The organism is Streptomyces sp. NPDC017520, assembly GCF_044329855.1.
GTDB lineage: Bacteria > Actinomycetota > Actinomycetes > Streptomycetales > Streptomycetaceae > Streptomyces.
Map to the genome: position 1 here is coordinate 258,751 of NZ_JBIRKB010000009.1, position 24,380 is coordinate 283,130.

The following is a 24,380-nucleotide window of genomic DNA, read 5'->3' on the forward strand; positions in this document are numbered from 1 at the left end:
GTTCAGGAGTTCTCATCGAGGTGGCGGGCGATCGCTTCCGGGGTTCGCAGGGTCAACAGGTCGCGGATGGTGATGACAGGACCGTACTCGCGGCGGAGGAGCCCGATCAGCCGGACCGCCAGCATGGAGTGCCCGCCCAGGGAGACGAAGTCGCTGACCGCGCTGACCTCGTCGTCGTCGAGGTCGAGCGCCTCGGCGAAGAATTCGCAGACGGTGGCCTCCGTCCCGGTCTCCGGGCCGCGCTCCACCGCCGTGGTCAGCGCGCCCAGCGGCCTGGCCTCCGGCAGCGCCTTGGTGTCGGCCTTGCCGTTCACCGTCAGCGGGATGCTGTCCACCTGGGCGAAGTGCGTCGGGCGCAGGAAGTCGGGCAGCCCGGCGCCCACCTCGTCGGCGACCTGCGCCAGGTCCGCGGAGTCGGCGAGGACCAGATAGGCGGCCAGTCGGTGGGCGCCGTCCACCCGCGGGTCGGGCTGGGCGAGGGCCGCGACGAAGCGGACCGCCGGGTGGGCGGCGAACACGGCCTCGACCTCGCCGAGTTCGACCCGGTGGCCGCGGATCTTGACCTGCTGGTCGGTGCGGCCCAGGTAGGAGATGTTCCCGTCGGGCCGGCGGATCACCAGGTCCCCGGTGCGGTACATGCGCTCCCCGGGGCGGCCGAAGGGGCAGGCGACGAAGCGGTGTGCGGTCTGGGCGCTCTGCCCCAGGTAGCCGCGGGCGATGCCGATGCCCGCCACGTACAGTTCGCCGGGCACCCCGTCGGGCAGCGGGCGCAGCCATGGGTCGAGGACGTAGACGTCGGTGTTGTCGATGGCCACGCCGACCACCGGGTCCTGGCATTCGAAGGTGCCGACGCCCAGGGTGTTGATGGTGTATTCGGTGGGCCCGTACAGGTTGTAGCCGACCGTGCCCTCGGTCTCGGCGAGCCGTTGCCACAGCGTCGGGGTGACGGCCTCGCCGCCCAGCAGCACCAGTGCGGGCCGCCTCTCCGGGTCCTCCAGCAGCCCCTCGGCGATCAGCTGCTGGGCGTAGGTGGGGGTCACGTTGACGACGTCGATGCCGTGCTCGGCGCAGTACGCGACCAGTCGGGGGGCATCGCGACGCAACTCCTCGTCGCAGATGTGGACTTCGTGGCCGTCGGCGAGCCACAGCAGCTCCTCCCACGACATGTCGAACGCGAAGGACACGGTGTGTGCGATCTTGAAGACCCGGTGATCGTGTTCGGCGAGGACGGGCTCGAAGATCCGGCGCTGATGGTTGATCAGCATGTTGGTGAGGCCCGCGTATTCGGTCACGACGCCCTTGGGCTTCCCGGTCGAGCCGGAGGTGTAGATGGTGTACGCGGGGTGGCGCAGGCGGTCCGGGTCGTCCGGCGCGAACGTCGTGTACGGCTCGGCGTCCGGCAACGGGCGGTCCAGTTCGATCAGTTCGCCGTCGAGTCGGGGTGACACCGCGCTCACGGTGAGGATCACCTCGGGGCGGGCGTCCGCGACGATGGCCGCGATCCGCTCGTCCGGGTGGTCCAGCTCCAGCGGCACGTACGCGGCCCCGACGCGCAGCACCGCGAACAGTGCCGCGATCCAGTCGGGGGAGCGCGGGATCGCCAGGCCCACGGTCGTCTCGGGTCCGATGCCGCGCCGGGCGAGGACACCGGCCACGGCCCGGCTGCGCTCACGGAGTTCGGCGAAGGTCATCGTGGCGCCGTCGGCGACGAGCGCGATGCGCCCCGGATCGCGCTCGGCCGCCTGGTCGAAGCGGTCGACGACGGTGTCCGTGCCGACCTCGGTGCGCTCGGCCGGTTCGGGGTCGGGGCCCAGGCCGGGAAGCGCGCCCACCGGTCCGGTGGCCCGCGCCACGTCCGCCAGGACGCGCACGTAGTCCTCCAGGAGACGGCGGGCGCTGCCGGGATCTCCGTGGCGGTGCTCCAGTTTGACCGTGAGCCGGTCGCCGGGCGTGACGACCCAGGTGTACGGGTAGTGCGTGGAGTCGTCCGCCCGGACGGAGGTGATGCCGTGGCGGGTGTTCATCTCCGCGAAGGCGTCCAGGTCCAGGAAGTTCTGGAGCACGAACAGGTTGTCGAACAGGGTGTCGTGCCCGCCGGCCCGCTGGATCTCGCCGAGCCCCAGGTGCTCGTGGTCCATCGCCGCCACGCGCGCCGCCTGCACGGACGAGAGGTACGCGTCGACCGTCTCGTCGGGCCGGGCCCGGGTCCACAGGGGGACGGTGTTGAGCAGGACGCCGACGGTGTCGCCGTGGCCCTCGCCCTCGCGGCCCGAGACGGCCACGCCGAAGACCGCGTCGCCGCGGCCCGTACGGGCTCCGAGCAGGAGGCCGAAGGCGCCGGTCAGCACCGAGTTCAGTGTGACGCCCCGGCTCCGCGCCGATTCGCGCAGCAGCTCCGACAGCTCGGCGGACAGGGTGTGCGCGAGCGGTCGCGGCAGCTCCTCGATGAGGTCCGGGGCCGGTCCGGCGAGCAGCGTCGGTCCCGGCAGGCCCGCCAGGTGCTCGGCCCAGAAGCGCTCGGAGACGGCCGGGTCCTTACCGGCGAGCATCCGGGCGTACTCCTCGAAGCCCGGCACGGCCGGCGTCGTGTCCCACGGCCGGCCCGCCACCACGGCCTCGTACGCGTCGAACAGGTCGCGCAGCAGGATCTCGCGGGACCAGCCGTCCCAGAGCAGCAGGTGGTAGCTGAGCAGCAGGCCGTCGCGGCCGTCGGGCATCCTTACGACGGTCAGCCGGACGAGCGGCGGCTCGCCCGGGTCGAAGCCCTGTTCGCGGTCCCGGGTGCGCAGGGCCTCGACCTCGGCCTCCGTCGTCAGCGCGAGGGTGCGGACGGCGACCCGCCGGCCGGCCTTGAGGACCTGGACCGGACTTCCGTCGTCGTCGGTGGTGAAACCGGCGCCGACGACGGGGTGGCGCGCGATCACGTACGCCATCGCCTCGGCCAGCGCGTCCGCGTCCAGACGCCGGTCGAAGGCGAAGTAGCTCTGGGCGACGTAGTGCCCCGCCGGGCCCGCCAGCTGGGCCTGGAAGAACAGGCCCCGCTGGAGCGGGGTGACCGGCGCGGTGCGCTCGGCCTCCTCGGAAGCGCTCCCGATCTGTTCCAGGGCGGCGAGCCAGTGTTCGGTGATCGCGTCGGGTATGCCCTCGGCGAGGGTGAAGGCCGCGTGGAGGCAGCCGGTGGCCTCGTCGGTCCAGGCGTTGACCTCGACGGCGTACGGGCTGTTCCGGTCGCTTGTGGTGATCGGCAGGGCGTCCGACTCGGCGCCCCGGCCGAGGTAGTTGAACAGGACCTGCGGTTGCGCGGTGAGCAGGGGGGCCGTCTGCGGATTGAGGTACCTGAGGCGGCCGTAGGCGACGTGCCCGTCCTCGTCCGGCTGGCGGTCGGCGATCTCGCGCGCCGAGGCGACGGGGTCGGTGTGGGCGGTGAGGCGTACGGGGGCGATGGAGGTGAACCAGCCGACCGTACGGGAGTAGTCGTGGTGCTCCGCGGCCGGGACCCGGCCGTGTCGCTCCAGCTCGACGGCGAGGTCGGAGGGCGCGGTCTGGATCCGGGTCAGCGCGGTGCGCAGGGCTCCGCCCAGCAGCTCGGTGAGTCCGAGCCCGAGCACGCCGGGGGCACGGCGGGTCACCCGGTCGCTCGCCCCGGGCGGGAGGACGGCCGTCCTGTCGCGGTGGCCCCGGACGGTGCGCAGCAGGGCCGGGGCCCGGAGGGTGGTGATCCAGTGGCCGAGGTCGTCGGTCTGCTCGGCGGTCCGCACGGCGAGCGCTTCGGCGTAGGCGGCGTAGGAGGTGGTCGGCTCCGGCAGGGCCGCCCCGCTGAGGGCGGTGGCCAGGTCGTCGAGGAGGATCAGCCAGGACACCGTGTCCACGGCGATGTGGTGGACGGTGACGACCAGGGTGCGGTGCGCCGCGAGCCAGGAGAACGCGACGACGTCCCCGGTCTCCGGGTCGAGCCGGCCGGCGGCCTCGTTCGCCGCGGTCGTGGCGTCGGGAGCGTCCGGGGTGCCGACGCCGGTCTCGCGGGCGGGTTCGGTGCGCAGGGCCCACACGCCGTGCTCGACGCGCAGGCGCAGACGCAGGGCCGGGTGTGCGGCGACGAGGGCGTTGGCCGCGCGCCGGATGTCGTCGAGGCGGGTGCCTTCGGGGAGGGTCACCGACCGGGCCTGGGCGAAGCCGCGGAGCGGCGCGGCCAGCTCCCGTCGGCGCAGGATGATCGGCGTGAGCGGAAGCGGTCCGTCCGCGCGGCGGGACGTGGGCGCCGGCAGGGCCTGCGGGGTGAGCTCGGCCAGGTGGCCGGCGAGGGCGCGGGGCGTCCTGAAGAGGAAGACGTCCCGGGGTGCGATCGGCAGACCGAGCGCCCGGGCCCTGTTGATCACGGTGATGGCGACGATGCTGTCGCCCCCGGCGCCGAAGAAGTCGGTGTCGGCGTCCACGGTGGCACCGGGGAACGTCTCGGCGAAGATGCCCGTCAGGGTCGTGAGCGCGGAGTCGCCGGTGGGCCGCGGGACCTCGCGCGGCGGGTCGGTGTGCTGTGCGGCCCGCCGGGTCAGCGCCTTGCGGTCCAGCTTGCCGTTGACGGTCAGCGGCAGGGCGTCCACCGGCAGCACCCGGCCCGGCACCAGGTGCGCGGGCAGTCTGGCGGCGAGCAGGCCGGTGAGGCCGGCGGGCGGCTCGCCGACGACGTGGGCGACCAGGTGGTCGCCGTCGTCCGCCACGGTGACGGCCACGTCGACGACGCCGTCGCATTCCCGGATCGCGCTCTCCACCTCGCCCGGCTCGATCCGGAATCCCTTCAGCTGCACCTGGTCGTCGGCGCGTCCGGCGAACTCCAGCTCGCCGTCGAGCGTCCGGCGGGCCAGGTCGCCCGTGTGGTACATGCGGGAGCCGTCGGAGGCGAACGGGTTCGCCACGAACCGCGCGGCGGTGAGCCCCGGGCGTCCCAGGTAGCCGAGGGACACCTGGTCGCCCGCGACGTAGACGGCGCCCACCCGGCCCGGCGGCACCGGTCGCAGCCGGTCGTCGAGGAGATGGGTGGTCAGTCCGGGGATCGGCGCGCCGATGGGGCTCACGTCGCCGCCCCGGGCGAAGTCCTCGTCCGTCAGCACCCGGTGGGTGACGTGGACCGTGGTCTCGGTGATGCCGTACATGTTGACCAGTTCGGGGGAGCCCGTACCGTGCCGCTCCACCCATCCGCGCAGCCGCCCGAGGTCGAGCGCCTCGCCGCCGAAGACGACGCGGCGCAGCGCCGTGACCGGCTCCTCCGCGTGCAGGTCCGCCTCGATGAACCGGTGGAAGGCGGACGGGGTCTGGTTGAGCACGGTCACACCGCGTTCCCGGACCAGCCGGTGGAAGTCGACCGGCGAGCGGGTCAGCGCGTAATCCGGGACCAGCAGTTCGCCGCCGTGCACGAGGGTCCCCCACAGCTCCCAGACGGCGAAGTCGAAGGAGAAGGAGTGGAACTGGACCCCTACGTCGTCCGGCCCGAGGCCCACGCCTTCGCGCGTGTTGGCGAGGAGCGTCGTCACCGCGGAGTGCGGGACGACGACGCCCTTGGGCCGCCCGGTCGAGCCGGAGGTGTAGATGACATAGGCGGGGTCCCGGGGAGCGACGGCCGGGAGGTCGGTGTCCAGCGGGTGTTCGTCGCCCTGGACGAGCACCCGGGCCCGCACGCCCGCCCGGTCCAGCAGCCCGGTGAAGCGGCCCTGCTGCTCCCGGTCCACGAGGACGACCTGCGGGGCGGCGTCGGCGAGGATGTACGCCAGCCGCTCGTCCGGATAGGCCAGGTCCAGCGGTACGTAGGCGCCTCCGGCGGTGACGACGGCGACCAGGGCGACGACCTGCTCCAGCGATCGCGGGACGGCGACGGCGACCCGGTGCCCGGGCCCGACTCCGGCCGCGCGCAGGGCGGCGGCCAACTCGTGTTTTGCGTGCGCGAGTTCACCGTAGGCGAGGGAGCGGGTCGTGCCGTCCAGCGCGCACTGGGTGACGGCGGTGGCCGCCGGGTCTCCGAGCGCGGCGGCGTCGAACATCTCGACCAGGGTCGTCGACTCCTCGCGTGCCGGGGTGCTGCCGGGCGTGACGGCCGGCAGGTCGACCGGGCCGTCCGGGCGGCCGAGCAGTCCGGTGAGGTTCCGGGTGAAGGTGTCGAGGATCGCCCCGGCGCCTTCGGGGCGCAGGAGGTCGCCGTCATAGATCAGGTTGAAGCGCGAGCGGCCGTCCTGTGCGCGTTCCACGACGAGCGTCAACGGGTAGTGCGGTGCACCCTCGTTGGCGATGGCGGCGATGGTGAGGGTGTCGTCCGGTCGGCGCAGGCCGGCCACGTCGGTCGCGATGTCGAAGACGACCAGGGTGTCGAAGAGCGAGCCTGTGCCGTGCAGCCGGCCGATCCGCGCGAGCGAGACGTGCTGGTGTGCCAGCACCGCGCCCTGGTGCCGTTTCACGGCGTCGAGCAGGTCGTACGCCGTGTCGTTCGCGGTCCAACGGGCCCGCACGGGGATGGTGTTGATGAAGAGGCCGACCATGTCCCGGATGCCGGGGAGCTCGGCGTCACGTCCGGAGACGGTGGAGCCGAAGACCACGTCCCTGCTGTGCAGGATGGACCCGAGGGTCGCCGCCCAGGCGCTGTGCACGGCCACGCTGAGGGACACTCCGGCCGCGCGTGCGGCCGCGTCGACGTCGTCGACGGGTTCGACCGAGAGGTCGGCGAACCGCTGGGAGGGGGTGTGCCCCTCGGCGACGAGGGAGGGGCCCGGCAGTCCTGCGAGCTCCTCGCGCCACACCCGGTCGCTCTCGCCCTGGTCGCGTCCGGAGAGCCAGTCCACGTAGTCGCGGTAGCCGCCGACCGGGTATACCGATCCGGGGGCGTGGTACTCGGCCAGCAGGGTGCGGAGCATCGGCGGCACCGACCAGCCGTCGGCGATGATGTGGTGCACGGTCTGCACCAGGACGGGGCGGCGGGCGCCGGCGCGGATGAGCGTGTACCGCATCAGCGGCCCGGCGGCGAGGTCGAACCCGGCCCTGCGGTCCTGCTCGGCGAGGTCGCGGATCTCCTCGTCGGTGAGGGCGGGGCGGTCCAGGGTGACGAAGGGCGCGGTCCTGCCCCGCTCGACGACGGAGACGACCCTGCCGTCGGCGAGGGCCGTGAAGCGGGCCGCCAGGTTGGGATAGAGGGTGAGCAGCCGGGTGGCGGCCGCGGCGAGGCGGTCGGCGTCCACGTCGCCGTCCAGGGTCAGCACCTGCTGCTCCACGTAGGCGCCCGTGGTGTCGTCGTAGACGGTGTGGAAGTAGAAGCCCTCCTGCAACGGGGTCAGCGGCAGGATGTCGTGGAGTGCCGGGCCCTCCAGTGCGTCGACGTCGGCCTGGGTCAGCGGTACCAGCGGGAAGTCGCTGGGCGTGTGGCCGCCGTCGTCGAGCGCGGCGAGTGACGTGAGGGCGGAGCGGAAGTAGTCGCCGAGAGCGGTGATGTCCTCCTCGGTGAAGACGCCGTCCGGCCAGGAGATGGTGGTGACCAGTTCGTACGCGCCGCTCGCGTCGGGTTCCGCGATCGCGTTGAACTCCAGGGCGCGCGGCAGCCGCATCGCCGGGTCGCGCTTCTCGCCCAACTGACCTGTCGTGATGCTGCGTTGCCAGTCGCCGGAGGTGCCGGCGTCGAAGCGGCCCAGGTAGTTGAAGAGGACCTGCGGCGCGGGGCCGGCCGGCCCGTCGCCGGCCAGGTGGCGCAGGGCGCCGTAGGAGATTCCGTTGCTCGGTACGCGGGCGAGGTCCTCCTTGACCGCCTTGAGGGCGGCGGTGAGGTAGGCGGGCGCGGTGGGATCGGGCGCCGTTCCGGGATCCACGACCACCGGGAACAGGGTGGTGAACCAGCCGACGGTACGCGAGAGATCGGGGTCGAACCCGGCTTCGGCCGCGACGTAGCGTCCCTCGCGGCCGTGCCCTTCCAGCTCGATGTGGGCGAACGTCTGGTCCTGGCCCCGGTCGCGGCGCAGGCGGGCGAGGGCGACGGCGAGGGCGGTCAGCAGGACGTCGTTGACGCCGGCGTGGAACTTCGCGGGGATCTCGCCGAGCAGTGCGGCCGTGGTCCCGGGCCCGACGGAGACGGTTCGGGTCCGCTCCCGTTCCACGGTGTCGGCCGCGGTGAGCGCACGCCTGCCGAGGGGCGCGTCGGCGGCGGGCAGCTGCGTGGCGTAGTGCCCGCGGTCGGTGTCGAACGAGGCGCGGCCCAGCAGCTGGGTCCAGCGGCGGAACGACGTGCCGACCGGGGGCAGGTCGACGTGGGCGCCGGTGGAGTGCTGACGCCACGCCGTGGCCAGGTCGTCCATCAGGATGTGCCAGGAGACTCCGTCGATCACCACGTGGTGGGCGACCAGCACGAGTTGGCGTGCCTCGCGGCGCCAGACGGCGCGGAGCATGACGCCGTTGTCCGGGTCGAGCGCGTCGGTGGCGAGGGCGACGCACTCCGCCTGCGGGGCGTCGCTCTCCTCCCAGCAGGGTGCGGTCCTTCCGGCCGGCGGGATGTCGAAGCCCCAGCGCTCGCCGCGTACGAGCTTGGCACGGAGCATGTCGTGGCGGGTGAGCACGGCGGCGAGCATGGCGTCGAGGGCGTCGGCGGTCAGCTCCGCCGGGGTGTTGAGGGCGACCGACTGCACGAAGCCGTCGATCGCGTCCGTGGTCTCGCCCAGCCACTGCACGATGGGCGAACCGACGACGGTGCCGGTCGCGACGTCACCGTGGTCGACGGCGGCGACGGACTCGGCGCTCGCCACCGCCGCCAGCGCCCCGACGACGGTGTTGGTGAAGATCTGCCGGGCGCTCACGTGGAGGCCGGCCTCGCGCAGGGTGCTGAGGAGGGAGATCGCCAGGATGCTGTCGCCGCCGAGCTGGAAGAAGTCGTCGTCCGCGCCGACGCTGTCCAGCCGCAGCACATGGGCGACCGCCTCACAGACCAGGCGCTCGTTCTCGGTGGCGGGCGCCACGGGGGCTCCGGCGCCCACGACGGGTTCCGGCAGCGCCTTCCGGTCGAGCTTGCCGTTCGCGGTGAGCGGGAACTCGGTCAGTACGACGAGATGCGCGGGCACCATGTACTCGACCATGTTGGCCGTGGCCCACTCCTTGACGTCGTCCGCGCTGAGGTCCTCGTGGCCGCCGGACGGGATGACGTAGCCGATCAGGTAGGTGCCGCCCACCGTGTTCTGCCTCGCGACGACGCAAGTGTGCCGTACGCCGGGGTGCTCGGCGAGGGAGGCCTCGACGTCCTCGATCTCCAGCCGCATGCCGCGGATCTTGACCTGGTTGTCGGCGCGGCCCAGGAAGTCCAGCGAACCGTCGGGGGCGTACCGCGCCAGGTCGCCCGTCCGGTAGAGCCGGGAACCGTCCGAGGCGAAGGGGTTGGCCACGAAACGGGAGGCGGTGAGGCCCGGGGCGCCCACATAGCCGCGGCCCAGGAGGAGTCCTCCGACGTACAGCTCGCCGCCGACGCCGACCGGCACGGGCCGCAGCTCGTCGTCGAGGACGTAGAGCTGGGTGTTGGGGTTGGCCCTGCCGATGGAGGTCGACAGTCGTGTCGCGGCTCCCCGGTAGATGACGTGGGAGACGCCGATGGTCGTCTCGGCGGGGCCGTAGCCGTGGTAGAGGGGGATGTCGAGGCGGTCGCGGAACCGCTCGTACAGCTCCGGGGTGAGGACCTCGCCGCCGCACCAGACGTGCCGCAGGCAGTCGAGGCGGCCGGAGTCGCCCGCGATCTCCAGGAGGACGTCCAGCATGGACGAGACCAGGTAGGTGAAGGTGACGCGCTGCTCGGCGATGACGGCGAGCAGGTGGTGCGGGTCGCGTTCGCCGCCGGGCCGCAGGATCACGAGACGGCCGCCGGTGACCAGCGGCAGGAAGATCTCGTTGACGGAGATGTCGAAGGAGAGGGGGGCCTTGAAGAGCGACGCGTCGTCATGGCCGAAGTGAAGGATCTCGGCGGACTGCCACAACAGGCGTTCGCTGATCGCCTCGTGCCGGATCATGGCGCCCTTGGGCCGGCCGGTGGAGCCGGACGTGAAGATCACATAGGCCAGGGAGGCGCCGGGGACGCTCACGTCGGGCGCGTCCCCGGGGTGGGCCCCGTACTTCCAGTCGCCGAGGTCGACGGAGACGGCGTCCGGTTCCCCGGTGTCGGCCTTGCCCGTGGAGTTGAGTTGCAGCACGACCGTGGCGTCCTCGACGACGACGTTCCTGCGGGTGGCGGGCCACTGGGGGTCGAGGGGGACGAACGCGCCTCCGGCCCGGAGCACGGCCAGGAGGCCGACGACCATCTCGGCGGAGCGGCCGAGCGAGATTCCGACGACCTGTTCGGCGCCGAGGCCCCGTTCGATCAGGTGGTGCGCCAACTGGGCGGACAGCCGCGCCGCTTCGCGGTAGGTCAGCGATCGGTGCTCGTCGACGATCGCGACGGCGTCCGGCCTCAGGCGCGCCTGCTCGCGGAACATCTCCATGAGGGTCGGGCGGGCCCGGTCCGCCCGGGTGTCGTTCCACCGGGCCAGTTCCTCGGCCCGGGCACGGGGACCGGACGGGCCCATGGTGCCGAGGGGCCGGTCGGGGAAGTCGGCCAGGTCGTCGAGGACCTGCTGGGCGTCGGCCGGGGCGGCCCCGGCCGGCACGGCGACGGCGCGACACTCGGCATCGGCCGGTCGACCGCCGGTTCCGCCGGTTCCGCCGGTTCCATCGTGAATCCGGGCGAGGACGTCGGGAAAGGGCGTGGCGGGTGTCAGCTCCATGCCGTCCGGGGCGGTGCCGGTCGCCCAGTACGCGAGGGCGACGGTGCACGCTTCGACGATGGTCCGGTCGCTGTAGTCGCCGAGCCGTCGGCGTACGGCGGCCAGCCGAGTGGGGGAAAGTTCCAGGCGAGAACGGTTCGGTTCGGACATCGAGGTCTCAGCACCCTTCCGGCGTATGCGAATTGACCCGGCTCTCGGCCGGAACGCGCTCAACTGCCCTCTCGCCAAGCACGCCACAACCGGGCGTACTGGCCGCCCAGCTCGACGAGTTCGCCGTGCGTTCCCTCCTCCACCACGCGCCCCGCGTCCAGCACGGCGATCCGGTCCGCCGCCATCGCCTGGGTCAGCCGGTGGGCCACGAACAGCGTGGTCCGGCCGGAACAGGCGGCCAGCACGGCACGTTCCAGCTCGGCCGCGCCCTCACTGCCCGCCTCCGCGGTCGACTCGTCGAGTACGACCACGGGTGACCGGCTGAGCACCAGCCGGGCCAGGGCGATCTGGGCGACCTTGGTGACGTCCAGGCGTTCGCCGCCCTCGCCGACCGTGGTGTCCAGACCGTCGGGGAGCAGGTCGAGCCATCCCCCGGCGCCGACCGTGCGCAGCGCGTCCCTCAGCTCGTCGTCGCTCGCGTCGGGTGCGGCGAGCCGCAGGTCGTCGGCGAGCGGGCCGGAGAACACATGGGTCTCCTGGGTCAGGATGCTCACCAGGGCACGGGCGCCGGCCTCGTCCGTCCCCGCGAGGTCGTGCGTCCCGATGCGCACCGACCCGGTCTGTGCTCTCCCGATGCCGGCGACCAGCGCGGCCAGGGTCGACTTGCCGGCGCCCGTCGCCCCGACCAGGGCGAGGGAGCCCCCGGCCGGGATGGACAGGGAGACGCCCCGCAGGACCGGCTCCTCGGCCCCGGGATAGGTGAACGTCAGGTCCCGTACGGTGACGGGGTGGGGCGCGTTGTCGGCCGCGGCCACGGAGCCGTCGCCCACCAGCCGTTCCTCGGAGGGCTCCGAGAACACGCCGACCAGCCGGGTGAGGCTCGCGCCGGACTTCTGCGCCTCGTCGAAGGTGAACATGATGGCGCCGAGCGGGGTGAACAGGCGGTGGAACATCAGCGGGGCGGCCGACACCTCGCCCAGGGTGGCGGCGTCCGCCTCCAGCAGGGCGTACCCGACGACCAGGATCAGGACGAGGCCGATGAACTCGGCCCGGTTCTCCCGGCCGACGAACCGTCCGAAGAAGCGGAACACCTCGACGCCGAGGTTCCGCACCCGCCAGGACTCGCTGGTGACCTTCTCCCGTACGGAGTCCTCCATACGGTAGGCGCGGACCGTGTCGATGCCGTTCAGTCCGCTGATCAGGGCCTGGGCGCGATCGGCCTGGGCCACCCGCTGCTCGCGGTAGAGCGGTGCCGAGCGGGGCAGGTACCAGCGGAGCGCCAGCGCGTAGGCGGGCAGGGCGCCGGCTCCCGCCAGGCCGAGCCGCCAGTCGAGACCGAACATGCCGATCGTCGCGATGGCCACCAGGACTCCGGCCGAGAACACGGTGGGGATGGCCGTGCGGATGCCCTTGGAGAGCACGGCCACGTCGTCGCCGACGCGGGACAGCACGTCCCCCCGCCCCACCTGCTCCACGCGCGCGCTCGGCATCCCCAGAACGGCTCGCACGGCTTCCTCACGGAGCCGTGCGAGCAGTTCGGCGCCCAGTCTCCCGATCAGGTACGTGGACGCCGCGGAGGCCGCCGCGCCGAGGAGCGCCGCACCCACCATCAGCACCCCGACGGTGAGCAGTATCGAGCGTGGGTCGCCGCCGACCACCCCGTCCACGACCCGGCCGAGGAGCAGCACCGGGAGCACCTGCAGCGCGGCCCCGGCGACCGTGGTGACCACCGTGGAGACGGTCAGCCACCGTGCCTGTCGGCAGTGCTCGGCCACCCAGCGGGCGGCCTCGCGTCCGGTGGCCGTGCGCAGGGTCGTCCCGGCGAGGGGCGTTTCGGTGGTAGTCACACGGAGACCGGTTCTCGCCGAGGGAGCCGAGGGAGGGGGCTTTGGATCGTCATCGTTACTTGACCGAGGCGACGAGTTCGTCGATCGCGTACGGCAGGGAGAGCAGGGTGCCCTGGGACAGCGCAGCGCCGATCGCCGGTCCCTCGCTGTCCAGCAGGTAGGAGACCTTGCCGTTCTTGACGGCCGGGAGGTTGTTGAACAGCTCGAACTTCTTCAGCGCTTCCGTGTCGGCCTTGTCGTTGATGACGAAGATCCGGTCGACGTCGACGAGGTCGATGCGCTCGGGCGAGAGCTCGGTGGAGAATCCGCCGTCCGCGATCTTGTCGATCTCGGTCTGGTAGCCGAATCCGGTGCCCGTGATGAGCCGGCCTCGCACGTCCGTGGAGGTGAACGCGGAGATCGAGTCCTTGTACCAGGACAGGGCGACGGCCTTCTGTCCGCCGAACTCGGGGTGCGCCTTCTTGGCCGCGTCCAGCTTGGCCTGGATGCCCTTGACCAGTTCGGCGCCCTCCTTCTCCTTGCCGAGCGCCTTGGCGATGTGCACCGCGTTGTCCTGCCACGGAGCGCTGAAAAGCTCCTTCTCGCCCTTGGTGCGGCCCACGGTCGGGGCGATCTTGGAGAGCTTCTCGTAGGCCGCCTTGTCGACCTCGGAGTAGACCGCGATGATCAGGTCCGGCCGCAGGGAGGCGATCTTCTCGAAGTTGGGGCCCGCGTCACCGTTCTTCATGACGACCTCGGGGCGGGTGTCGCCCCACTGGTCCTTCACCCAGGGCCACTGCGTGTTGATGTCGGGCGTCTGCCCGGCCGGGTTCGGGTACTGGTCGACCATGCCGACCGGCTTGACGCCGAACGCCAGGACGGCCTGGTCGTCGGTGTAGCCGACGGTGACGACCCGCTGGGGAGCCTTGCTGACCTCGGTGGAACCGAACGCGTGCTCCACCGTGACGGGGAACGCGCCCCCGGCGGCGGCAGGGGCGTCGTCGTTCTTCTTCTCGTCCGCCGAATCGGTACCGCATCCCGCGAGGAGACCGACGCCGAGGGTCGCGGCGGACACGGCCGCGGCCAGCCGCTGCCACGGCTTCACAAGCGTCGTTCGATGGAGAGACATCCAAAATCCCTTGCTTTCGCACTGTTCACTGGCCCCGGTACGAGGGCAGCCAGACTGTACCCCGAGCTAGTGAGGTCAGCCTAGCCTAACTGGATAACTTTCCGCCGGTCACGATGAGTTGGGTCCGTCAGATAGTCAGCGGCCCTGCGCGGCGGGCCCGTTCCACGGCTCGCGCCGGACGTGCGTGCGGCCGATCGGCACGATGAGCGGCCGGTCGCCCACCGGATCGTCGATCACCTCGGCCCGCAGCCCGAACGCCTCGTGGAGCAGCTCGGCGGTGATCACGTCCCGGGGGTGTCCCTGCGCCAGGACGGCTCCCGCCCGCATGACGACGAGGTTGTCGCTGTAGCGCGTGGCCAGATTCAGGTCGTGCAGGACCATGACCACGGTGCGGCCCGACTCGTGCAGATCGTCGACCAGGTCGAGTACGTCGATCGCGTGGGCCAGGTCCAGGTAGGTGGTCGGCTCGTCCAGCAACAGCAGGTCGGTGCCCTGAGCCAGGGTCATCGATATCCACACGCGCTGGCGCTGGCCGCCGGAGAGCGAGTCGACGGGCCGGTCGGCCAGGTCCGCCACCCCGGTCATGGCCAGTGCCCGCCGCACGACGTCGGCGTCGTCCGAGGACCACTGCCGCAGCCAGCTCTGGTGCGGGTGGCGTCCACGGGCGACGAGGTCGGCGACGGTCAGCCCTTCCGGCGCCACCGGCGCCTGCGGCAGCAGTCCGAGCTTCTTCGCCACGTCCCTGGTACGGAGCCCGCCGATGTCCTCGCCGTCCAGCACGACGGAACCGCCGGCCGGTTTGAGCAGCCGGCTCAGGGTCCGCAGCAGGGTGGACTTCCCGCACCCGTTGGGGCCGATGATCGTGGTGATCACGCCGGGTGGAACGGATACGTCGAGCTTGTCGATGACCGTACGGTCGCCGTATCCGACGGTGATGCCCCTGGCTGCCAGCCGTGGGACGTCCTCGACGCCGGCTTCGGTCCGGACGGTGAACTGAGCGGCCACAAGCCCCCCTTGTTGAGGTTAGCCTAACTTCTACCATCTACCGGAGGTTCGCCCGTACCAACAGGTAGACGAGGAACGGCCCCCCGATCACCGCGGTGACCACCCCGACCGGCAGACCGATCGGCAGCGCCGCGCGGGCGACCAGGTCCGAGCCGATCAGCAGCAGCGCGCCCACCAGCCCCGAGGCGATCAACGGCGGCGTGGGCCGACGCGCCAGACGCATCGCCACCTGGGGTGCCACCAGGGCGACGAACGGCACCGGGCCCGCCGCGCTCACCCCCACCGCGGCCAGCAGGACGGCACAGAGCAGCAGGACCGCCCGAACCCGCGTGAACCGTACGCCCAGCCCGGCGGCGACATCGTCGCCGAGGTGCATGGGCTTGAACGGGAAGGCCGCCGCGGCCACGACGACGAGCAGGACGAGCGTGCACCAGAACGCCACCCGGACCTCGTCCCAGCTGCGGTTGTCCAGCGAGCCGATCAGCCACACCTGGGCGCGCGCCACGTCCCGGATGTCGGCGGAGGCCAGCAGCCACACCGTGATGGCCTGCATCGCCGCGGTGACGGAGATGCCGATGAGGATGAGCCGGAAGCCGTCGATCCCGCGTCGCCACGCGAGGAAGTACACCAGCAGGCCCGTGCCGAGGCCGCCCAGGAGGGCCGCCGAGGACAGCCCGACCGAACCGGCGATCGCCGAGGCGGTACCGCCCGTCGTCGTCACGAGGAACACCGCGACGGCGCCGGCTCCGGTGGTGATCCCCAGGATGTCCGGGCTGGCGAGCGGATTGCGCGCCACGGACTGGGTGATGGCCCCGGAGAGGCCCAGGGCGATGCCCACGATGAGACCGGCCAGCGCCCGGGGCATCCGGAGGTCCATGACCACGAACGCGTCGACCTGTTCGCCCCGGCCGAAGAGGGTGGCGATGACCCGGGAGAGGCCGATGGGAAAGTCACCGACGGCGATGGAGAGACAGAAGACCAGGAAGGCCGCCGCCGCGAGCACCAGCGTGACCAGGACGAGCCAGGGACGCCAGACGAACGACACCTGGCCGAGCCGCACGCCCGGCGGCATCGACGCTCGCACTTCGGTTCCGCTCTTGGGCTCCTGGACTTCTCTCATGTGCTCGTGAACCCGCCTCATGCGCTCCTGAACTTTCCTCGCCACACCAGGAGCGCGAAGAACGGGGCTCCGAGAAGGGCGACGACGACGCCCGACTCCAGCTCTCCCGGCCGCACGACCAGGCGGCCGGCGATGTCGCAGACCAGCAGCACACCGGCGCCGAGCAGCCCCGCGTACGGCACCAGCCAGCGGTAGTCGGGGCCGGTCAGATAGCGGGCCACATGGGCCACCATGAGCCCGAGGAAGGCGATGGGGCCGCTGGCCGCCGTGGCGGCCCCCGCCAGCAGCGTGACGGCGACGATGCCGATGGTCCGGCTCACCGCGATGTTCACTCCCAGACCGCGCGCCACGTCGTCGCCCAGGTTGAGCAGGTTGAGGGCGGGCAGCGTGATCAGCGCCAGGACCAGCCCGACGGCGATGAACCCCGTCACCGGCCAGATGACGTCGAAACCGACGCCGGCGACAGAACCCGCGTTCCAGAAGCGCAGCGCGTTCAGCGACTTCTGGTCGGACAGAGCCACCGCCGTGGTCATCGCCGCGAGGAACACCGTGACGCCCTGTCCGGCCAGAGCGAGGGTCAGGGGGTTGCCCGCGCCTCTGCCGATGCTGGCCAGGCCGAAGACGACGACGCCGGCGATCCCCGCGCCCAGGAAGGCGAACCAGACGTACTGGAACGGGTCGGTGAACCCGAACAGGGCGATGACCGACACCACGGCGAAGGAGGCTCCGGCGTTCACGCCCAGCAGTCCCGTGTCGGCGATCGGGTTGCGCGTGTACCCCTGGATCAGCGCGCCGCCCACGCCCAGGGCCAGGCCCGCCACGATCGCGAGGACCGTGCGGGGCACGCGCACGGTCTGCACGATGAGCCGGATCTCGGTGAGCTTCTGGTCGGGCTCCGGGTCCGCGAACAGCCCGTGCCAGACCTCGGTGGGACTCAACGCGCGTGCCCCGACGGCCAAGGACACCGCTGCCGCGATCACCAGGGCCACCGTGAGGACGCCCAGCCCGACGACCCGCCGTCGGCGGGTGTCGGTCGTCCCCCCGGGCACGGGGCGCTCCACCTGAGTCGTGAACATGTCGAGGAACGATATCCCTTTGATCGGAGTGGTCCCGCGGGGCCTCCCGGCAGGTCACCGGGCGGGTGGGCCCCCACCCGGCCGGTCACCGGGCGGGCCGGAAGCCGGACACCCGGCGCGTCGACGGCGCTCCGTGCTAGGTCCTGTCGTCGAACTCCCGCCGTCGCCCGAAGGGCGGCCCCGCGGGGTCAGGTGCGTGCTCTCGGTGTGCCGGGCGCAGGTCCGCGTACTGGACGTACTCGGGCGTGTGCCCGGTGCGGCGAGAGTGCGTGCATGGCGCCGCGGGGCAGGCGGGAGTTCGACGACAGGGCCTAGCGCGGCGTGGCGCCGCCGGTCCCCTCCGCCACGGGCCGGGACTCGTCGGAGGTGGACTTGACCCGGCGGTCGAGCAGGGAGTCCAGGATCTCGCCGACCCGTATCGCGGTGTTGGAGAGCAACGAGGTGGTGATGCCGTGCGTGTGCTCCGTACCGCCCTGGAGATAGATGCCGCAGCGCAGGCCGGGGTCGGTCACGATCCGGTAGTCGCGCTCGACCCGTACGCGGCCGGCGTCGTCACGCGCGCAGCGCTCCCCGACCTCGCCGAGGACGCCGAGCGGGTCGGCGGGGCTGTATCCGGTGGCGAACACCACGACGTCGGCGTCCAGTTCCGACTCCTCGTCGGTCACCAGGGATTTCACGGTCGCCCTGACCCCGTGGGCGTTCTCCTCGACTCCGGTGATCCGGGACACGTTGAGGAAGCGCAGCCGTTCGGTTCCCAGCACCTTCTCGCGGTACATCTGGCGGTAGAGGTCGTCGATCAGGTCGATGTCCACCACGGAGTAGTTGGTGTTGCCGTGGTAGGCCATCAGCCGGCTCTTGACCTCCTCGGGGGCGGCGAAGTAGTCGTCGACCGCGTCGGGGTCGAAGATCCGGTTGGCGAAGCTGCTGTCGTCGGCGGGGCTGTAGCCGTAACGGGAGAAGACCGCGCAGACCTCGGCGTCCGGGAAACGGCGGTGCAGGTAGGCGACGTTCTCGGCCCCGCTCTGGCCTGCGCCGACGACGACGAACCGCGAGGGCGAGGCGTTCGCCAGGCCGTCGACCTTCCGGAGCAGGTCGGAGTTGTGCCAGACGCGTTCGCCGCGTTCCACACCCTCGGGCATGAGGGGGCGCAGCCCGGTTCCGATGACGAGGTTGCGGGCCCGGTGGACCGCCAGCCCCTCCGCGGACCGGACGGTCACGTCGAGGTACTCCACGGTCCCCTCGTGCACGAACGGTGTGACGGCCACGACCTCGTGCCCGTAGGAGACCAGGTCGTCGACCTTGGCCGCGGCCCACTCGAAGTAGTCGTGGAACTCCACCCTCAGCGGGAAGAGGTTCTTGTGGTTGATGAAGTCGATCAGCCGGCCCCTGCTCTGCAAGTAGCAGAGAAAGCTGAATTCGCTGGCCGGGTTCCGGAGCGTCACCAGGTCCTTGAGGAAGGACACCTGCATGGTGGCGTCGTCGATGAGCATGCCGCGGTGCCAGCCGAAGCTCGACTGCTGCTCGAAGAAGTGGGCGGTGACCGAATCCTGCCTGTCGACCTTGCTGTTGTGCTCGCTGAGCGCGATCGCCATGGCCACATTCGACGGGCCGAAGCCGATGCCGATGAGGTCGTGGACCAGTGGTGTGTCGCCAGGAAGAACCTGTGACATGTCACTCCCATTCGTCTGGGAAAGTCGCCTGTCAGGCGTGGGGGTTGATGACGAAAGGCGGGCAGGCCGACGGAACCGCCCACCTCGACTTAGGTGAGCCTAAGCTGACCAACGAGCCTTGTCGATAGGGCAACCGGGGTGACAATTTCCTGACGGGCCGTCATTCACGGTCGATGGCATGCCGTGTTGCCTACTGAGGTGAGGCTTGCTTTACTTGCCCGGCCCATCCCTGCCCCGAGGAGGAACCCATGCGGGTCGTCATGTTCGGTTACCAGACCTGGGGGCACCGCACCCTGCAGGCCCTCCTCGAATCCGAGCACACGGTGGTGCTGGTCGTGACGCACCCCAGGAGTGAGCACGCGTACGAGAAGATCTGGAGCGACTCCGTCGCCGATCTCGCCGAGGAGCACGGGGTCCCCGTCCTGATCCGCGAACGCCCGGACGACGAGGAGCTGTTCGAGCGTCTCAAGGAGGCGGACGCGGACATCATCGTGGCCAACAACTGGAGGACCTGGATACCGCCGCGCATCTTCGGCCTCCCCCGCCACGGCACGCTGAACGTCCACGACTCGCTGCTGCCGAAGTACGCCGGATTCTCGCCGCTGATCTGGGCGCTGATCAACGGTGAGAGCGAAGTCGGCGTCACCGCGCACCTGATGGACGAAGAACTCGACGCCGGCGACATCGTCCGCCAGGAGGCGGTAGCGGTCGGCCCGACGGACACCGCCACCGACCTCTTCCACCGCACCGTCGACCTCATCGCCCCGGTCACCATCGGCGCGCTCGCCCTCATCGCCTCCGGACAGACCGAGTTCACCCCGCAGGACCGGTCGAAGGCGACCTTCTTCCACAAGCGGGCCGCCGAGGACATCCGCATCGACTGGAACTGGCCCGCCGAGGATCTCGAACGGCTCGTCCGCGCCCAGTCCGCCCCTTACCCCAGCGCCTTCACCTTCCACCGGGGCCGGCGGCTGGAAGTCCTCTCCGCCGTCGTGTCCCAGAACCGCTACGGCGGCACGCCCGGCCGGGTGTTCTACCGGGAGGGCGAAGGCGTGGTGATCGTCGCCGGGCCCGACGCCCGCACCGGCCGCAACCACGGCCTCGCGATCACGCGCGTACGGACCGAGGACGGCCGCGAGCTGCCCGCGACCGAGTACTTCACCTCGATGGGCGGCTACCTCACCGCCCGCCCCTGATCCGTGGGGGTGCGGGCTGCCGCCCGGCGCCCGCTCGGCGGACCCGGTCGGCGCCCGGGTCCGCCGAGGAGTCGATGCGGACCAGCCGGTACCCCTTGAGCTCCGCCTTCTTCTTCCGGCCCGGCGACATGCTCCGGCGGCGCGCGCTCTGCGCGGCGCCGAAGAGCGCGCCGAGCCGGAGGTTGCCTCGCCTCAGGCGATAGAAGGCATCCCGCTTCGCCCCCACCAGAGCACCCGCCGCGACGAACGGCACGCCGTCCAGGATGGCGTCCAGCGCCATCCTGAGCACTGCCGGGTTGGTGGCGACGTCCGGTACCACGTCATGCACATGCGCCAGGGACCTGGCCGCCGACAGGGCGGCGTCGAAGACCGGGTCCTCGGCCCGCCAGGACGCGAGCAGACGCTCGGAGACTCCCGCGGCGGAAGCACAGCCTTCGGCTCCGAGCCCCATGGCCGCCGCCCGGACCGCCTCGGCCCGCCGTTGCGCCTTCTCCTCCTTCAGGGACATGGCCGGCCGCAGGGCCTCCGCCAGAGCGCGTTCCGCGGCCCTCGCGGCGTCCAGCCCGGCCACCACGGCCTCGGCCCAGGCATCCGGTCGCTCACTCGCCATGTCGCCCACCGGCCGCTCGCTCAAGGGAGCGCTCCTCTCTCACTACCTGAATAGTTAAAGGTGCAACCATATGTGTGATGTCCCTGGCGAGCGCGTCCGGGAGGACCGCCCGCCCGCGGAGCCGGGCGCCGACGGACGTCCCGGCCGGCCGGTCAGCCCGCCGTCGTCGCGTCGCCCCAGCCCAGGGGGTGCGGTCCGGCACCTTCGTCCGGCGCCGGGGCCGGCGGCTCGCCTCCCGCCCGGTTGAAGTCGGTGAGCGCTTCGATGAGCGCCGTCCGCTGGTGCGGAGCCAGGCGCTCGACGATCGACGCGATCTCCTGACGTCGGCGCGCGGTGACGTTCCCGACCGTGCGACGCCCCTCCTCCGTGAGCCGGAGCAGCGTCTCCCGGCGGTTGTCCGGGTTGGTCTGCCGGTCCGCGAGGCCCGCCGCGATCAGCCGGTCGACCATGCGCATCGCTGTCGACGGCGCCACTTGCAGCAGCTCCGCCAGCGCCACGAGCTTGGTGTCCCCCCGCGAGGACAGCACCACCAGCATCCGGAACTGCGGCAGCGTCACCCGGTCCTCGACGTCCGCCAGCGAGCGCGCCGACACCGCGACCAGCAACCGGGATGCCGTCAGCACCGCCCCGGTCACGGCGTCCACATCGTCCATCCGCTCCGCAGGAGCCGGGTTCCTGGCCATGACACCTTTCTACCCTGCTCCCGGCAGGGCGTGCCCCGCCCCCTCGGCCTGCCACGCCGCCAAGCTTTAGCCTGTGCAAAGATTGCACAGACTAAGAGTTGAGCCGGGGCCCGCTGCGGCGTCGACTCCCGCCGCGTCCTGAGGAGGCGTTGTGATGACGCCAAGACAACACACCGGCCCCAGCCGCCCGCCCCTGCCGCGCGGCTGGCGGCGACGCCTCGCCCGCCTGCCCATAGCCTTCTACCGCGTGGGCCTCGGCCCGGTCTTCGGCCGGCGCCTGCTGCTCCTGCACCACATCGGCCGGAACAGCGGCCTGGACCGACGGGTGGCCCTGGAGGTCGTCGCGCACGACCGCGGGGAGGGGACCTGGTTCCTGGCCTCCGGTTTCGGCCCCGAGGCGGCCTGGTACCGCAACCTGCGCGCCTCGCCGAAGACCACGATCCAGGTCGGCAACCGCCACTACGCCGTCACCGCCCATTTCCCGAGCGCGGACGAGGGCGGCGAGATCATGGTCCGCTACGCCCCCGTCCGCCCCCGCACCGCCCGCCGGCTGTGCGCGTTCATGGGGTTGGACGTCGCCGACGGCAGTACGGACGCCTACCGGCGGGCGGGCCGCGCCATCCCCTTCGTGCGCCTCGACGCGGCCCCGGGCCAGCAGGTGCGCTGACCGGGACGTCGGCCAGGTCCTTACGGACCCGTGACGGGTGCGCGCCGCGCCCGGCCCGACGGCTCGCCGGCCCCTAGCGTGGCGGTCATGCGCGTACTGGTCACCGGCGGAGCCGGGTTCATCGGGTCACATGTCGTCGCCGCACTCGCCGCGGCCGGGCACGAGAGCGTGGTGCTGGACGCCCTGCTGCCCTCGGCCCACGCCGGCGGCACGCCTCCGGAGCCGCCGGGCGACCGAGTGATCGTCGGGGACGTCCGGGACCGGGGCGCGGTGGCGGACGCGCTGACCGGGGTGGACGCCGTGTGCCACCAGGCGGCCATGGTCGGCCTCGGCAAGGACTTCGCGGACGCCCCGCTGTATGTGGGGTGCAACGACCTCGGTACGGCGGTGCTGCTGACGGAGATGGCCGCTGCCGGGGTCCGGGACCTGGTGCTGGCCGGGTCGATGGTGGTCTACGGCGAGGGCCGCTACGCGTGCCCCCGGCACGGCACGGTCCGCCCCGGACCGCGGGCGGAGGCCGATCTGCGGGCGGGGAACTTCGAGCCGCGCTGCCCGGACTGCGGGGCGGAGCTGACGCCTGGTCTGGTGGCCGAGGACGCGCCCGCGGACCCGCGCAACGTGTACGCGTCGACGAAGCTGGCCCAGGAGCACCTCGCCGCCGCGTGGGCACGGGCGACGGGCGGCCGGGCGGTGTCGCTGCGCTACCACAACGTGTACGGGCCGGGCATGCCGCGCGACACCCCGTACGCCGGTGTCGCCTCGTTCTTCCGCTCGGCCCTGGCACGCGGCGAGGCCCCCCGGGTCTACGAGGACGGGGGCCAGCGGCGCGACTTCGTCCACGTCCGGGACGTGGCGGCGGCGAACACGGTGGCCCTGGAGGCCGTACGGGAGCGGCGGCCCGCGTCCTTCGCCGCGTACAACACCGGCAGCGGCGAGCCGCACACCATCGGGGAGATGGCCGCCGCGCTGGCCGGGGCGCACGGCGGGCCGGACCCGGTGGTAACCGGGGAGTACCGCCTCGGGGACGTCCGCCATGTCACGGCGGACTCGCGGGCGCTGCGCGAGGAGCTGGGCTGGCGGCCCCGGGTCTCCTTCGCCGAGGGGATGGAGGACTTCGCGGCGGCCCCGCTGCGTGGTTCGGCGGGCAGCCGGCAGGAGAGCGCCGTCACGCTGGCGGGAGCGTGACGGCGAAGCGGCAGCCGCCTGTACGTTGCGCACGTCCTCCAGCGCCTCGGCCATCACCCGCAGCCCGGGGCGCGGGGCGCGGGGCGCGGGGCGCGGGCGCGGAGTGCGGGGCGCGGAGTGCGGAGTGCGGGGCGCGGGGATCGTGCGAGATCCATGCCACGAGTTCGCGCCGCGAGGCCTCGGAGCGCGTTCCCGCTCCGTGAGCTGTCCAGCTCGGCACTGGTGGCGGCCAGTTCGCGGGAGAGTTCGGCCGGCTCGGCGGTGGGCTGCCCGGCGGGCGCCGCGAGGGGTACCGCCGTCACCGCACGACCGCGTGGCCAGGGCCGGTTCACGGCTGCGAGCGGCCACCCCGGCGGCGACGCTCGGCGAGACCACCAGCGAACGGTGCCGCGGGAGAGGCAGGACGCCCGCGCCGAGGAGCCCTGCGGCCGCCGCGCCGAGAAGGGCGAAGACCGCGATGAGCAGGACGTCCTTCACCGCGAACGGCCCCGGTCGGCTACACGGGTGCGGTGGCCACGTCCTCGTCCGTATGGTCCCCTTCGGCGTCCAGGCGGTAGCCCACGCCCCACACGGTGCGGATCAGCCGGGGGCGGGCGGGGTCCGTCTCGACCTTGCCGCGCAGTCTGCGGATGTGGACGGTGACCGTCGACAGGTCGCCGAAGTCCCATCCCCAGACCTCCCGCATCAGCTCCTCCCGCCCGAACGCCTTCCCGGGGTGCCGGAGAAGGAAGGCGAGCAGGTCGAACTCCCGCAGCGTCAGGGCCAGTCCGCGCCCGTCGCGGTAGGCCTGCCGGGCCGCCGGGTCGAGGCTCAGCCCTCCCGCGAACAGCGGACCGGCACGTTCCGCAGGTGCGGCGGCCCGGGCGCGGCGCAGCACGGAGTCGACCCGCAGGACCAGTTCGCGCGGGCTGAACGGCTTGGTGACGTAGTCGTCGGCGCCGGTCTCCAGTCCGAGGATGCGGTCCTCCTCGTCACCGCGGGCGGTGAGCATGATGACGGGGACCGGGCCGTGCTCACGCATCCGGCGGCAGACCTCGAACCCGTCCATGGCGGGGAGCATCAGATCCAGGACGACGAGATCGGGCCGGTGTGCCGCGAACCGCGTCAGCGCGGCGGGACCGTCGCCGGCCTGCTCGACGGTGTAGCCGGCGCGGTGCAGGTAGCCGACGACGACCTCGGCGACGGTGGGGTCGTCGTCCACGACGAGGACCCGGCCGCGCGCCCCCTGCGGGACGGGCGCCGGATGCCGGGCGGGCGGGGTGTTCTCCATGGCCTCCACTGTGGCACCCCGGCCCCGGGACTCCCG

At 72.3% G+C, this 24,380-nt stretch carries 13 protein-coding genes and 1 pseudogene; 3 read left to right on the top strand and 11 right to left on the bottom strand.

Annotation, left to right across the window (positions count from 1 at the left end; genetic code table 11):
- Window positions 1–2: 2 nt before the first annotated feature.
- From ACH4KB_RS23105 to ACH4KB_RS23135, 7 genes are all read right to left on the bottom strand, one after another.
- Window positions 3–10,907, bottom strand: coding sequence for an amino acid adenylation domain-containing protein (locus ACH4KB_RS23105; protein ID WP_398067773.1), 10,905 nt, complete (start codon window positions 10,905–10,907; stop codon window positions 3–5).
- 59 nt (window positions 10,908–10,966) lie between these two features.
- Window positions 10,967–12,754, bottom strand: coding sequence for an ABC transporter ATP-binding protein (locus ACH4KB_RS23110; protein WP_398067774.1), 1,788 nt, complete (start codon window positions 12,752–12,754; stop codon window positions 10,967–10,969).
- A gap of 55 nt (window positions 12,755–12,809) precedes the next feature.
- Window positions 12,810–13,862, bottom strand: a complete 1,053-nt coding sequence (locus ACH4KB_RS23115) for an iron-siderophore ABC transporter substrate-binding protein (protein WP_398067775.1) — start codon at window positions 13,860–13,862, stop codon at window positions 12,810–12,812.
- 135 nt (window positions 13,863–13,997) lie between these two features.
- Window positions 13,998–14,867: an ABC transporter ATP-binding protein gene (locus ACH4KB_RS23120; RefSeq protein WP_398067776.1), complete on the bottom strand. Its 870-nt coding sequence runs from the start codon at window positions 14,865–14,867 to the stop codon at window positions 13,998–14,000.
- 37 nt (window positions 14,868–14,904) lie between these two features.
- Window positions 14,905–15,987, bottom strand: a complete 1,083-nt coding sequence (locus ACH4KB_RS23125; RefSeq protein WP_398067867.1) for a FecCD family ABC transporter permease — start codon at window positions 15,985–15,987, stop codon at window positions 14,905–14,907.
- A gap of 17 nt (window positions 15,988–16,004) precedes the next feature.
- On the bottom strand, window positions 16,005–17,063 hold the full coding sequence (locus ACH4KB_RS23130) for a FecCD family ABC transporter permease (RefSeq protein ID WP_398067777.1): 1,059 nt from the start codon (window positions 17,061–17,063) through the stop codon (window positions 16,005–16,007).
- A gap of 311 nt (window positions 17,064–17,374) precedes the next feature.
- Window positions 17,375–18,733: a lysine N(6)-hydroxylase/L-ornithine N(5)-oxygenase family protein gene (locus ACH4KB_RS23135; protein ID WP_398067778.1), complete on the bottom strand. Its 1,359-nt coding sequence runs from the start codon at window positions 18,731–18,733 to the stop codon at window positions 17,375–17,377.
- Window positions 18,734–18,981: 248 nt separating this feature from the next.
- On the opposite strand from ACH4KB_RS23135, the gene ACH4KB_RS23140 reads away from it, so the two are divergent.
- Window positions 18,982–19,929 (top strand): methionyl-tRNA formyltransferase, encoded by a 948-nt coding sequence (locus ACH4KB_RS23140; RefSeq protein ID WP_398067779.1) that lies wholly within the window; start codon window positions 18,982–18,984, stop codon window positions 19,927–19,929.
- Here the strand turns inward: ACH4KB_RS23140 and ACH4KB_RS23145 are convergent.
- Both ACH4KB_RS23145 and ACH4KB_RS23150 read right to left on the bottom strand, forming a co-directional pair.
- Entirely contained in the window at window positions 19,913–20,563 is a 651-nt protein-coding gene (locus ACH4KB_RS23145; protein ID WP_398067780.1) for a hypothetical protein, read from the bottom strand. The genes ACH4KB_RS23140 and ACH4KB_RS23145 overlap by 17 nt on opposite strands.
- A gap of 128 nt (window positions 20,564–20,691) precedes the next feature.
- Complete coding sequence (locus ACH4KB_RS23150; RefSeq protein WP_398067781.1) at window positions 20,692–21,222, bottom strand: MarR family winged helix-turn-helix transcriptional regulator; 531 nt, start codon at window positions 21,220–21,222, stop codon at window positions 20,692–20,694.
- Between the two features lie 154 nt (window positions 21,223–21,376).
- Between ACH4KB_RS23150 and ACH4KB_RS23155 the strand changes: the two genes are divergently transcribed.
- Both ACH4KB_RS23155 and ACH4KB_RS23160 read left to right on the top strand, forming a co-directional pair.
- Window positions 21,377–21,889, top strand: a complete 513-nt coding sequence (locus ACH4KB_RS23155; RefSeq protein WP_398067782.1) for a nitroreductase family deazaflavin-dependent oxidoreductase — start codon at window positions 21,377–21,379, stop codon at window positions 21,887–21,889.
- Window positions 21,890–21,976: 87 nt separating this feature from the next.
- A complete protein-coding gene (locus ACH4KB_RS23160; protein ID WP_398067783.1) occupies window positions 21,977–23,074 on the top strand; it encodes an NAD-dependent epimerase/dehydratase family protein in 1,098 nt (365 codons plus the stop codon).
- Window positions 23,075–23,183: 109 nt separating this feature from the next.
- Here ACH4KB_RS23160 and ACH4KB_RS23165 read toward each other — a convergent pair.
- Together ACH4KB_RS23165 and ACH4KB_RS23170 are read right to left on the bottom strand one after the other, a co-directional pair.
- Window positions 23,184–23,551: pseudogene (locus tag ACH4KB_RS23165) on the bottom strand (two-component sensor histidine kinase); the annotation flags it as partial.
- 19 nt (window positions 23,552–23,570) lie between these two features.
- The gene (locus ACH4KB_RS23170; RefSeq protein WP_398067784.1) at window positions 23,571–24,344 is read right to left on the bottom strand and encodes a response regulator transcription factor; all 774 of its coding nucleotides are present in this window, start codon (window positions 24,342–24,344) and stop codon (window positions 23,571–23,573) included.
- Window positions 24,345–24,380: the final 36 nt, after the last annotated feature.